Origin of the sequence: Nodosilinea sp. LEGE 07088 (assembly GCF_015207395.1) — a bacterium.
In the GTDB taxonomy this organism is placed as follows: Bacteria; Cyanobacteriota; Cyanobacteriia; order Phormidesmidales; family Phormidesmidaceae; genus Nodosilinea.
Window position 1 is genome coordinate 1 of record NZ_JADEWX010000015.1, and the last position, 12,992, is coordinate 12,992.

Here is a 12,992-nt window from a genome sequence, read left to right on the forward strand (position 1 = left end):
GACTGGGGGGCTAGGGGGCTGGGGGGCCGACGGTGCAATCTCCTCTGCTCCCCTGCTCTCCTGCTCCCCTGCCATCACAGCCGGATCATAGATATGCAGACTGTTTCCTTCGGCCAGGCAGGGGAAGTAGCCGTAGACCAATTGGGGGTGCAGCAGGTTTTCTGAGAGAATCCGCTGCTTCCAGGTCTCTAGAATCGGATGCACGGTTTCTTTCAGAAAGGCGTCGTACTCTTCCCGCGACTGCTCCTGGGGTTTGCGAAACTGCCACTGGCCCACAAACAGCGCTTGAAGGTCGAGGTAGCCAAAGACTTCCTCTAGGGTAACGTCAGATGGAGTCAGCACCCGAGTACCCCAGAACGGCGGCGTGGGACGGGGAATGGTGGGGTCGACGGCCTCGGAGCGGGTGGTGTCTTCAGGATTTTGGATTTTGGATTTTGGATTTTGGTCAGTCTCCTCTAGGGCAGCCCCAGACTCATCCCCTCCTGGGAGGGGCAGGGGTGGATTCTCTGGGATGCCTGCCTCATCCAAAAAGCCCTTCAAATCATCCCAGTTCTCCGCCGCCTTAGCGGGCATGAGTTTATCCATAAAGTGCAGATCAGAGAAGGCGTCTTTGCCGTAGACAACTCGACCGTTGTAGGTGTTTTGGCAATCTTCGTGGACGAATTTGGGGGTCAGGGCCGCGCCGCCGAGAATGACGGGGACGGTGATGCCCTCCTCATTAAAGGTAGCCAGGTTGTCTTTCATAAAGGCGGTGGATTTGACCAGCAGACCACTCATGGCGATGCAGTCGGCCTGGTGCTCTCGATAGGCCTGGATGATGGCTTCGACGGGCTGTTTGATGCCCAGGTTTACTACCTTGTAGCCGTTGTTCGACAGGATGATATCGACCAGGTTTTTGCCGATGTCGTGGACGTCGCCCTTGACCGTGGCGATGATGAAGGTGCCTTTGCCGGAGCCATCGCTGTCGGATTTCTCCATGTAGGGTTCGAGGTAGGCGACGGCGGCTTTCATGGTCTGGGCCGATTGCAGCACAAAGGGTAGCTGCATCTGGCCAGAGCCGAAGAGTTCGCCGACGACCTTCATGCCGTCGAGCAAAAAGGTGTTGATGATTTCTAGCGGTGGGTAGGTTTCGAGGGCCTTGGCCAGGGCGTCATCCAGACCGATGCGTTCGCCGTCGATGATGTGCTGCTTCAGCTGTTCGTCGATGGGCAGGTCTTTGGCGATCGCCTCTTTTTTCTTCAGGCTCTTGCCCTCGAACAGCGTTGTCAGCTTAGTCAGTGGGTCGTAGGAGACGATATCGCCGTCAAATTCGCGGTTGTCGTAGATCAGGTCGCGGCAGATTTTTTGGTGCTCGGGGTCGATTTTCGCTAAGGGCAAAATCTTGGCGGCGCTGACGATCGCCCCATCCAGCCCCACCTGCATGGCCTCGTGGAGAAACACCGAGTTTAGCGTCACCCGCGCCACCGGGCTGAGGCCAAAGGAGACGTTCGACACCCCCAGCATGATGTGGCTACCGGGCAGATTTTCCCGAATCATCCGGATCGACTCGATGGTCTCGCGCCCGTTCACCCGGTCTTCTTCGATGCCGGTCGAAATCGGTAATGCCAGGGTGTCGAAGAACAGCTCGTGGGCCGGGATGCCGTACTCTAGGGTGTCGCGGTAGGCCCGCTGGGCGATCGCAAACTTCTTCTGGGCCGTGCGGGCCATGCCGTCTTCGTCGATGGTGCCGACGACGATGCCGGCGCCGTATTTCTTAGCCAGCTCCAGCACCTTAAAGAAGCGCTCGTCGCCGTCTTCGTAGTTGGTGGAGTTGAGGATGCACTTGCCCCCGGCCACCTTCAGTCCCGCCTCCATCTTTTGCCACTCGGTGGAGTCGAGCATCAGCGGCAGGGTGACGTTGGTGACCAGGCGTGAGACCAGCTCGTGCATGTCGCGCTCGCCGTCGCGGCCCACGTAGTCCACGTTGACATCGAGGACATGGGCACCCTCTTTGACCTGCGATCGCGCCAGCGCCACCAGCCCGTCCCAGTCTTCCGCATTCAGCAGCTCGCGGCACTTTTTCGAGCCGCTGGCATTGAGCCGTTCCCCCACGATCAAGAACGAGTTGTCTTGATCGTAGGGCTGGGGGCTGTAGATCGAGGCGGCGGCGGGGGTGTAGTTGAGAGCGGGACGGGGATCTAGATTTTGGATTTTGGATTTTGGATTTTGGAGCGTCCCCTCCTGGGAGGGGTCGGGGTGGGTTTGATCGGAATTTTGACTTGACCGCACAGGCCGCTCTTTGGGATGCAGGTCCCGCGCTAGCTCCGCCAGTTGGGCAATATGCTCGGGCCTCGTGCCGCAGCAGCCGCCGATCACCTGCACGCCCAGATCCTCCACGAAGTGCAGCAGCGACATCCGCAGCTCCGTGGGGGTGAGGCGGTAGACGGCATGGCCGCCGACGTTTTCGGGCAGGCCGGCGTTGGGGATGCAGGAGATGACAAAGGGCGACTGCTCGGCCAGGTGGCGGACGTGGTCTTTCATCAGGTCGGGGCCGGTGGCGCAGTTGAGCCCCAAAATATCGATCGGGTAGGGTTCGAGGATGGCCAGAGCCGCCGCCATTTCGGTGCCCACGAGCATGGTGCCCTGCTGTTCCATGGTGACGGAGACCATCAGGGGCAGGCGGGTGCCGGTGGCGATGAACCCCTCTTCGATACCGTTGAGGGCGGCTTTAATTTGCAGTACGTCCTGACAGGTTTCCACCAGCATCAGGTCGACACCACCGTCGATCAGCCCTTTCGCCTGCTCGACGTAGGCGTCTTTCAGCGTGTCAAAGTCGATGTGGCCCAGGGTGGGCAGTTTGGTGCCTGGCCCCATGGAGCCAGCGACAAAGCGGGGCTTCTCAGGGGTGGAATACTCGTCGGCGACGCGGCGGGCTAGGGCGGCGGCGGTTTTGTTGAGTTCGTAGGCCTTGTCTGCCAGGTCATACTCGGCCAGCACGATCGAAGTGCCGCCAAAGGTGTCGGTTTCAATCACGTCGGCCCCGGCTTCGAGAAAGCCTCGGTGTACTGTCTCTACCGCCTTGGGGTTGGTAAACACCAGGTACTCGTTACAGCCTTCGTACTCGGGGCCGCCAAAGTCTGCTGCGGTCAGGTTTTGCACCTGGAGGTTGGTGCCCATGGCGCCGTCGAAGACCATAACGGGGCGATCGGGGCTATGGAGACGCTGGAGAAAAGCACTGCACATGGGGGCTAGAACGTAATTTTATTGTGGGTTCACTCTATTATCGACCATCAGATTCAAGACATTACTGAATAGCAAGATGATTTCGTGGAATCTTGAAAGTGTTTCTAGGGCTTGCAGGCGTCGGGTCATGCCTGCAAGCAGCAATGTCGCTTTGAGCGTTGGTAGGTGCTATTTTCAGCCAATTTCTACGGTTTGTGCTAATGGCTGCCCAAGAAGTTGGCGACTTACTATATGCTTTGACTGTACATATTCTCAGTGACTCACCACTACAATGGGCCGACTCACCACCCATGTTCTTGACACAGCCCTGGGAAAGCCAGCTTCAGATCTGCGACTCACGGTCTGGGCTGTTAATAACGAGGCCGATATTAAAACTGCGCTCAAAACCGTTGAAACGAATGCTGATGGCCGCACCAGTGAGCCTCTGCTAGAGGGAGATGAGCTGCGCAAGGGAACCTACGAGCTGACCTTTGATGTTGCGGCTTACTTTGCCCAAACCAGTGCGGCTATTTCTGAACCCCCGTTTTTAGACCAGATTCCGATTCGCTTTACGGTGGCTGACCCCAGCGGCAACTACCATGTGCCGTTGCTGGTGTCGCCCTGGTCCTATAGCACCTACCGGGGCAGCTAGGATGGAGTAGGTGGGTGGATGGGCAAGTGGGTGGCTGATCGATCCAGCCGCCAGAGCCGTCACGGTGCTGATGTTAGGAGCGAATAGTTATCAAGAACTCGGCACCTTCAGCGGCGATCAGGTGATCGAATCGAGCGAGATCGCTGGGTTAACGCTCAAGGTGAACCAGCTCTTTGAGGTGGGGCTTTGACATCCTCTCCACTCAATCGCTAGGCAATATGGGCTGGCTGTTTGGCTCCACGCAGGATGGCGTCAGCTAATGCACTGTTACAGAGGCGATAAACTTTCGATGAACTGAAGGCGATCGGGGCTCAAACTGTCCGTCGATGCTGTCTTCGACATCTATAGCTTTAACCAGCGCACTTAGGACATCAGCCATGGTTCTACCGTCAAAACAAGTTATGTCAGTGGTCTTTGTGCTAACTGCTGCCCTTTACTCAGGCGGTGAGGCAACAGCCGCCGAAACCCAGGATACACAGGCGAGACTACTGGCAGACATAGCCTTTCAGTACGCCGATTTGGAGACATCCCAGCGATCACTCAGTATCTTAGACCAGGCTCAGCGATCGGTTGAGGGCATGACAAATCGCTGCTTTCAGGCCAACCCGCTGGTCAAGGTGGCGGGTGGCTACCGCCTGGTGGGACAGGACGATAAAGGCGATCAGCTGCTTGCCGAGGCTGTCCAAACGGCCCAGGCTCAGGAGGCAACGGGCTGTAGCAGCAGCGCTACGTCACCCACCGAGTCGCTGGCCAACCGAGCCCGCGAGTACGCCGAGGGTGGACACCTAGATCTAGCTGTCGACCTTGGCCGGGGTTTGCAGGATCCAATGCTGCTAGCGGGACTGGCTGGTTACTTATTCGAGCGTGGTCAGCCGAGGCGGGCCAGGCAGCTACAGGAGCAGGCGCTCGCGTTAGCCCAGACCATCGACGAGCCGTTCTACAAGAACCAAACGCTGACGGTGATGGCGCATCAGCTGCGGCTGGCTGGACACACCGAGCAGGCTTTGCAGGTGCTCGAAGCATCCCTAGAGAGCAATAGTCTGCTGAGTGGCGAGCGATCCAGCGAGGGAGCCTCGTTACAGATCAGTGCAGCGCTGTATACTGCTCAAGAATTGGTGGCGCTTCAGGCAGAGCAGCAGGCGCTCGATCTGCTCGATCAAGTTGTGCCTGAGATTGCCGGGCTAGAAAGCTCTTTTCCAGCGGATCAGTTTGTCTATTGGGCTGAGGCAGCGGCCCTGTACGGCGATCTGGGGCGACAGTCTGAGGCTGACGCCATTTTGGCCACTGCTCTAGCGGCGGCTGAGGCGACGCCCAATGACGAGATCCAGAGCCGAGACGATGCCCTAAGCAGAGTGGCTGGGGGCTATGTCAAGCTCGAAAACATTGACCAGGCGCTACAAATAGCCCCGCTAGTTCAGTCAGCGATTCTCCGAACGATGGTGCTGCAAGAGGTGGCGATCGCCTACGCCGCCTCAGGCGACGCCGATGCGGCCATAGCGCTAGTGCAGTCTATCGGCGGCTCTAACTCAGCGCTGATCGGTATCGTTAGACATTACCTGGCCCAAAACCAGCCTGACCAGGCATGGGATCTGGTGCAGACGCAGCAGGTGCAGGGCATTGCGGCGGAGGTGGCCCTTGGGTATATCGAGGCCGAACAGCCAGAGCAAGCCCTAGAGGTGGTCAAAGCAAGCGAGCTAGAGAGCCTTGGTGCCGACGCAGCCTTGGCCAACGCTAAAGCAGGGCAGGCTGAGCGAGCCGCATCTGGCCATCTGGACTATTTACGACCCGCTATTGCCCGTGAGCTGGCTCAGCAACAACAGTTTGATGCTGCCCTTCAAGTCGCGCAGTCCATTACCGACGACGTTTATCAGGCCCAGGCGTTGGTTGCGATCGCCGCAGGCTACAGCCCCACAGCCCCGGTAGAGAGGGGGGTGATGCAGCGCATACTGGCCCGCCTGACCCATTTCTGGCCAGGGAGGGCTGACGACTCAGACCGACAAAACGCGATCGAGGTGCTGGAGCAGGCGCTCCAGATTACCCAATCGCTGTAAGGCTAGCGGGGTTTGACCCTACTGCCCAGGCCGCTGGATGATTTGCTCCATCACCCGCTGCTTGGTTTTGGGGTCGATGCTGATCAGTCGTACGTAGTCTTGGGCGTAGTCAGCCAGGTAGCGTTCCAAATCGGCGGCAGCGGTAGCGGCATCCTGACCGGAGATAGCGGGACCGCTCTGCCAGGCGTTGGTCTGAAACCGCCGCTTATCCACATGCTCGATACCCAGGCGATAGCCCTGGGAGAGAATAGCGTTGATCTGATTGCGCACGTCGGCAGGAAGGGATGTGGAGGAGTAGGTGGATGGGCGAGTGGGAGAATAGGCGGCCTGGGGCGAATCGGGCATCGGACACTGGGGGGAGTCGCCGTTGCCGTTGTCCTCTGCTGCCACAGGCGCTACGGAGGGTGAGACGGAATTTTGAATTTCGAACTTTGAAGTTTGAACATGCTCGGCGGCAGGTTGGTAGGCGCGGTAGAAGGGGTCAGAGGCCGAATTAACAGAGGAACTGCCACCCTGACTGAGCACGCGATTGTATTCGTTGGCGAGGCGCATGTCATCGACCCGGCGCTGCTCGCGCACCAGGCGATCGCCCACTTCGATCAAGTGCGACAGGCTAAAATCGGGCTTGCGAAAGGTGGGCGGCGTGGTGGTATTGACCACGCTGCGGGAGACGTTTTCTAGCCCCACAGAATAAATAAAGTCGCGGATCTGCTCGTTATAGATCTGGGCGCGCACGGCTCCAAAGAAGTCGATCGCCTGGGTAGGGAAGGTATCCACCAGCATGGTTATATCCGGCTGGGGCAGGCCATCGGGGGCAAAGATGCCGCCGACGATACCAATGCGATCGCTCCGATCGGGCTGCCAGTAAAATTTCTCCATGCGCCCGTCGCGGATCAGCGGCGCGTAGAGGGTGGACAGATCGTTGCCGGTGACAATAATTGGCACCCGCTGAATTTCGCTGTCGTCGTAGCTGCCGGGCAGCTGAACATTGGTGGGGTTGTCGGCAATGTTCATCAGGGTGTTGTTCACCAGCTGAGTGTTGACGGTGTACTGAGTCAGGGCATCAAACCGGCCCGCCCCGGCGTCGATGTCGTTGATCATCAGCACCGCCATTTTGCCCCGCACCCGCACCAACTCGGCGGCCTCGCGGTAGCGCAACCGAATCAGGCGGGCCGGGTCGCCCGCGTCGGGGCTTTCCAGCTCGCCACCGGAAATGTGGACGACCTCGATGCCCATGCGCTCATACAGCAGTTCGCACTGAAAGGTTTTGCCCTCCCCCTTGCGACCGTGGACGCCCAGCAGCAGCGGAATTTTGACCTGGGGCAGCTTCAGGTAGTTTTTGGTGATGTGTACCGCCAGCGTGTCGAGAAACCGGGGCGAGAGGTAGTAGGCCATGTAGATTAAACGCCGTGGGGTAGCAGGGATAATGTGCTGATCGCGGCAAGGGCGATCGCCCTTGCCAACAATCGAACCGATCGAGAAGTATTCGCTTTTACAGTATCTCGCAGCGCAGAGCTACATTACCGAGCCGACAGCACCAGGGCTTCGTTAACCGTCAGAGTGAGATCCTGATTGGGGTTGATGGCAATCACCTCGACTTGGTCGCGTCCGAAGATCCGGGCCAGGGTGGCTCCGGTCGCCGTCCCGGCCAACACCTCCAGGGTGCCAACGCTTTGATCTCCGGTGGTGCGGGCGATCGCCGCCGCTGCGCCCGATCCCAGCACCGCTCCAGCCAGCGTCTCGCCAAAGGTCGCCCCCCGACGAATGGTTTCCATTGTCGTCACCGTTTGCGAGGTGGCGTTGATAGCTAGGCGCTGCCCCCCGGTGAGCACCAGTTCTTGAGCCACAAATTGTGAACCGCTTCCGCTCGGGCGCAGTTCTCCCACCACCTGACTGCCCGCCGGTACCAAAACGTTTCCAGCACTGTCGGTTACGGTCTGCGAAACTGTCAGGGTTAGGGCAGCTGTCTCATCGGGCAGCACGACAATTTTCTCGCTCTCGGCGTAGGTCATGGCTAGGGTTGTGCCCGCCGATAGGCTAGTCTGCGCCGCCACCTGCTGCCCCACAATGTAGGGAGAGTTGACCGTGGCCACCTGGTTTTGGCTGGCCAGAGCCTGGTAAATAAAGGCCGCCACATCAGCCCGCGTCGCCGTTTGGTTGGGCCGCAGGGTCTGAACATCGGGATAGTTGACCACCAGGCGTCGTTCCGTAGCCGCCGATAGGCTGGCCACTGCATACTCAGGAATCGAGGCGGCATCCCGATAGACGCCAAGGCTGGCTTGGTTGCTGGCGGTGTAGTTCAGCCCATTAGCGAGGGAAACCAGCACCTGGGCTCGAGGAATATTTTGGCTGGGCTGGAAAATGCCGCCGGGGTAGCCCGACAAAAAGCCCATCATATCGGCCTCACGGATGGCAGCGGCGGCCCAGTAGTTTGCGGGTACATCCACAAAGGCGGTCGCGCTCCGTACGGAAGACTGGCTAAAGGCCTGGCGAACCATGGCGGCATACTGGGCGCGGGTCACCAGCTCATCGGGACGAAAGGTGCCGTCGGGAAAACCGGCAATGACGTTTCTAGTCGCCAAACTATTGATGAATGAGTAGGCCCAGTGGCTCGAGGGCACATCGGCAAACTGGATTTGTGGCTGGGTCTGGGCGATCACCGGAGCGGCAGAGATTATAGGGGTAAAGGCACCTAGGGTTAACCCCAGGGCCACCATCAGAGCGGTTCCAGACTTTAGGCGAAGCGCATTAGACATGGTCAAAAAACTCCAAATACAGGCAACAGTTGGACATATTTTCAGGAAATTCGACTAGCAAACTTGCCCCAACAGATTTAACTCCAGGTGCTCTTGCAAATCTCGATTAAATTAATTAAAGATCCACATCCACACTAAATTCTGATCGACTGGTTCAGGCAATTGGTTATATTTTCTAGTTCTCTAAGGGTCAAAAAAGTTAGTCAAAATCCTCTATTTAGGCCGAAATAGGGCGATCAAACCGCTTTCTTTGCTCTTGTTTTAGAAGCAAAATGTGATTGTATTCCGACATCCTTAATCTAAAGCTACTTTGGTTGAATGAACAAACAAACTTTCCGCTATTTCAACTGTCACAGTGGGGGATTTTGCCGTGAGTCGTCTACCTGCTTTCCCCTCAAAGGAAACGAATTAGTAATAGATTTAAATAGGCACCAAAAAGTTCCAGCTATTTTGTTAAATACTGTTTTTGTGGATGTTGTTTTAGGTCTAGGATCCAATCAGAATGGTCTCAAGGGGGGGCAGTCTAGGCGGGCAGCGTGGCCTTAAACAGCTCCAGCACCTGCTCCCAGGCGTCGCGGGCGGCCTCCGCGCTGTAGCTGTAGCGCTGGTCGCAGAAAAAGCCGTGCTCGGCATCGGGGTAGCGAAAGATTTGGTGGGGTACGCCCTGTTCCTCAAGCGCCGCTTCAATCTGATCGACCTCTTGAGCTGAAATCAAGGGATCTTTCTCGCCAAAGAACCCGTACAGGGTGCCCTTAATTTCGCCAGTGCGGCTCAGGGTAGGCTCACCGCCACCAGGGGTCATGGTGACAATACCCGCCCCGTAGAATGAGGCCGTGGCTTTGACCGCCGGCAGCGTAGCGGCCAGGTAGGCGACATGGCCACCAAAGCAAAAGCCAATGCAGCCCACCCCCTCGGGGATAACGTTGTCTTGGGCGTAGAGGTGGGCGATCGCCCCCTGCACATCGGCCAGCAGTTCCTCGGCCTTGGTTCCCTGCTTGTAGCTGCGACCCAGCTCCAGGTCTGCTTGGGTATAGCCCACCTCAAAGCCAGGGGCCTGGCGGTGGTAGATATGGGGGGCGATCGCCACATAGCCCGCCCCCGCCACTCTCTCGGCCACCTCGCGAATGTGGCTGTTAACGCCAAAAACTTCTTGAATTACCACCACGGCCCCAAAGCGCCCTGGACGCGAGGGTTCGGCCAGATAGGCCAAAATTTCGGTATCACCGCTGGGAATGGTAATGGTCTCGGTGCGAACCAGGGACGCCATGGCAAGTATGCTTGTATCAGCCCTTTTACCTTAGCGCTGCGGTAGCCCCAATTGTCAAAAATTATTGCGTCTGCCTTAGGGATTCGTCAGAACTCAGCCACTTTTCTAGAATCGTCCTAAATTGGCAATACAGTCGGTGTATGTATACCTAACCCTAGATGGGTTGCGGCGGCAATTGTTGGGGGTGTCATGGTTTATCTGGCAATAGCTTGGAGGTGGTTTGATGGTGCAGTTTCATATACAGCCCGATAGCGAAATACCGGCGTCGACCCAGCTCTACGACCAGATCTGGTTTGCGATCGCCTCGCGGCAATATCCCCCCGGCTATCGGCTGCCCAGTACTCGACAGTTGGCCATGCAAACGGGCCTGCACCGCAACACTATTAGCAAGGTCTACCGCCAGCTCGAAGATGCTGGCGTAGTGGAGGCCATGCCGGGTTCGGGTATCTACGTGCGCGAGCAGAGCAATACCGAAAGCGCTCGCCCCCAAACGGTGCTCTGGACTGAGTTCCCCCAGGCCCGCGAAGTGGTAGAGACCGGGCTCGATGAGCTGCTGCGCCAGGGCTGCTCCCTCAACCAGGCGCGGGAGCTATTTTTAGCTGAGATCGACTGGCGACTGCGCTGTAGCGCTCGAGTGCTGGTCACCGCGCCCAAGCAGGATATCGGTGCTGGCGAACTGATGGTGCGCGAGCTGGAGAGCGCCCTCCATATTCCCGTGCAGCTGGTGCCCCTAGAAGAACTCGACACCATTCTGGCCCAGACCCGCTCGGGCACGGTGGTGACCAGCCGCTACTTCATCAGCGAGGCCGAGGCAATCGCTGCGCCCAAGTCGGTGCGGGTGATTCCTGTCGATATCTATGACTACAAAAAAGAGCTGGGCCTGCTGAAGGATCTACCCGAGGGCACCTGCCTGGGCATGGTCAGCGTCAGCTCCGGCATTTTGCGGGCGGCAGAGGTGATCAGCTACAGCCTGCGGGGCGATGAAGTTTTGCTTATGACCGCCCAGCCCGACGACCTCTACAAGCTCAATGCGGTGATCCACAGCTCCCAGACTATTGTGGTGTTTGACGACGCTAGTTTGCCGGCGGTCAAGAATGCGATCGCCGAAGCCCGCGAAGATTTGATTCGCCCCCCCAAGCTGGTGGTGTGCGACAACTACATCGGTGAGAAATCTATCCTGCTGCTCAAGCGCGAGCTGGGGCTAGATTAGGCATGAATAATCAGGCGAGGAGTGCCCTCACTGTCTTAGCATCCAGTTTAGTTTTTGGTTTGGCTGGCCTTTGGCTTGCTCCCAACGAACCTAAAGCAGTTGCTGTCGGGGCGCTTACCGGGACAGTTGGAGCAATTGGATACACACAGCAAGATAACCGTCTCAGACAATTAGCTGCTCAGCAACGACGCCCTTTGAATAGAGCCCCTTCCCCTCGTCAACACCAGGTCACCAGTCAGAGTAATCGAACGACCAAAAACCTTGAAATAATCACCAAAACTACAGCAGACTACGGCACAAAAATCTCAGAAATTGAGCGTATTCTGCGTCATCAGGCTGGTCAAACCAAGCTGAGCCAAAACGAGATAAATCGCATCCGTAAACGGTTAGAGGAACTCGAGTTTCAAGGGGGTAGTGCTAGGGCTGGAGACGAGGGTGTCAATTCTGACTTTCAACCCATTGAGCTGAGATTGGAGGCTCTAGAGACTCAGATTCAGGCTATGATCTCCGGTCGTTCAACTTATCAGGTAGAAGTGCCCATTAGCGCCCCTGAAACAGAGGACGACTCGCCTGAAGATGATGTTGCTCAGACCGTCATTCAGTGGTTTAACCTTAGGCAGATAGATGTTGAAAACTACTATGAACCAGATGCTAAGGTTGACGCATTGCTAGATGGTCTATCGCTTTACTTAGGGGAGCACTATACCACACTTAGACAGTTTCACTGGCGGCTACGAAATAGCGTAGGTCGAAGGGCGTACATTAACCTGAATGAATGTAATCCGCGAGAAAAGAGCATTCATAATCAATTTCTAAAAAAACTACGTTCCTGCGATTATCTATCTTTTGGCAGGATGATCAAAGACAAAGATAGCAATGACTATATCCTTGCCGCTCCCTATAATCGTTCCGATGTGCAAGGTTTTCTAGATGGGGGTTGGTTTGAGCGCTTCGTTTACTACAAAGTCGTTGAGTTACTGAATTCAGAGGGGGTTGAATACCAATACCTCAGGAATCTAAAAATTATCTACCAGGGTAATCATAACGCTGAGATAGATTTATTTTTTCTGATTGATGGTAAACCCTTGCTGATTGAGTGTAAGGCAAGCCAAGACTGTGACATGACACAGATTACTGGTTACCGCGACAGACTCTATTTAGAAGGTGATCAAGTCCTTTTGGTGGCGCTAAATATAGATGATTCAGGGGCTCACCTGCGATCTAAAAACTGGAATGTTAATGTTGCTAATCAGGATTCTTTTTTAAGCTTTATTCGGGAAATTATTCCTGCTGAGGTCAGAACCCAATTAGATGCCATACCAGAAGAATCTGGGCTGGAGGCCGGTGAGGTTTTGCCTCACTCTGATGAACTTAATGAGTCTGTAGATGATGATTTGAAGAGTTTTTTCAAAGGTCGTGGGCTTAATCAATCGCCTGAAACCAGAAAAACTATTTTGATGTCGCTGATTCAATTCTTTGATGGTGCCCATGAGCCCATTGGGTTCAATGATCTTACTAAAATACTACGGGACAATATGCGAGATGGTTCTGCGATCGGGCGCAATAAGATTCTAGAAGTTCTCAACTGTCTGCGCTATTCAGATATGTTCCGCGATGAAAAGAATAAACCTATTCGCGGGAATGTATCTCAGTTAATCTATGGTTTGTCTTCTGCAAAGCCAAAGACATTGGAAAGAAAATGTATTGAATTCTACGCCGATAAAGTGATTCAGCTTTTCGATTCTGACTTTTTTAAAGACGATGATAACTGTCGCGAATTTGAGCGGCTAACAAATGGAGAAGTACCTGTGAAATACAAATCAAAACTGGATAGGTGATACTTCCCAAGCCAAAC

The 12,992-nt window shown here is 56.0% G+C and carries 10 protein-coding genes; 5 read left to right on the forward strand and 5 right to left on the reverse strand.

The genetic code is table 11. The features are described from left to right. A partial coding sequence (locus IQ254_RS05915) for a homocysteine S-methyltransferase family protein (protein ID WP_228040232.1) occupies positions 1-3,222 on the reverse strand: 3,222 nt, incomplete at its 3' end. 271 nt (positions 3,223-3,493) lie between these two features. Here IQ254_RS05915 and uraH point away from each other — a divergent pair. Further along, entirely contained in the window at positions 3,494-3,853 is a 360-nt protein-coding gene (gene uraH / locus IQ254_RS05920) for a hydroxyisourate hydrolase (RefSeq protein WP_193965250.1), read from the forward strand. Between the two features lie 10 nt (positions 3,854-3,863). After that, positions 3,864-4,043, forward strand: coding sequence for a Uma2 family endonuclease (locus IQ254_RS05925; RefSeq protein ID WP_193965251.1), 180 nt, complete (start codon positions 3,864-3,866; stop codon positions 4,041-4,043). 66 nt (positions 4,044-4,109) lie between these two features. Here the strand turns inward: IQ254_RS05925 and IQ254_RS31995 are convergent, their stop codons facing one another. After that, positions 4,110-4,232, reverse strand: a complete 123-nt coding sequence (locus IQ254_RS31995) for a hypothetical protein (RefSeq protein ID WP_255526977.1) — start codon at positions 4,230-4,232, stop codon at positions 4,110-4,112. Between IQ254_RS31995 and IQ254_RS05930 the strand changes: the two genes are divergently transcribed. Beyond that, a complete protein-coding gene (locus IQ254_RS05930) occupies positions 4,231-5,904 on the forward strand; it encodes a hypothetical protein (RefSeq protein ID WP_193965252.1) in 1,674 nt (557 codons plus the stop codon). The genes IQ254_RS31995 and IQ254_RS05930 overlap by 2 nt on opposite strands. An 18-nt stretch (positions 5,905-5,922) precedes the next feature. On the opposite strand, the gene IQ254_RS05935 is transcribed toward IQ254_RS05930, so the two are convergent. The 3 genes from IQ254_RS05935 to IQ254_RS05945 all read right to left on the reverse strand — a co-directional run bounded on the left by IQ254_RS05935 (position 5,923) and on the right by IQ254_RS05945 (position 9,927). Continuing rightward, entirely contained in the window at positions 5,923-7,299 is a 1,377-nt protein-coding gene (locus IQ254_RS05935) for a ribulose bisphosphate carboxylase small subunit (protein ID WP_193965253.1), read from the reverse strand. Between the two features lie 125 nt (positions 7,300-7,424). Continuing rightward, positions 7,425-8,660 (reverse strand): S-layer homology domain-containing protein, encoded by a 1,236-nt coding sequence (locus tag IQ254_RS05940; protein ID WP_193965254.1) that lies wholly within the window; start codon positions 8,658-8,660, stop codon positions 7,425-7,427. Between the two features lie 523 nt (positions 8,661-9,183). Beyond that, entirely contained in the window at positions 9,184-9,927 is a 744-nt protein-coding gene (locus IQ254_RS05945; protein ID WP_193965255.1) for a dienelactone hydrolase family protein, read from the reverse strand. A 223-nt stretch (positions 9,928-10,150) separates the two neighbouring features. On the opposite strand from IQ254_RS05945, the gene IQ254_RS05950 reads away from it, so the two are divergent. Both IQ254_RS05950 and IQ254_RS05955 read left to right on the forward strand, forming a co-directional pair. Further along, positions 10,151-11,137 carry a GntR family transcriptional regulator gene (locus IQ254_RS05950; protein ID WP_193965256.1) on the forward strand — a complete coding sequence of 329 codons (987 nt, stop codon included), beginning with the start codon at positions 10,151-10,153 and terminating at the stop codon, positions 11,135-11,137. A 2-nt stretch (positions 11,138-11,139) separates the two neighbouring features. Beyond that, positions 11,140-12,975, forward strand: coding sequence for a hypothetical protein (locus IQ254_RS05955; protein ID WP_193965257.1), 1,836 nt, complete (start codon positions 11,140-11,142; stop codon positions 12,973-12,975). Positions 12,976-12,992 lie beyond the last annotated feature (17 nt).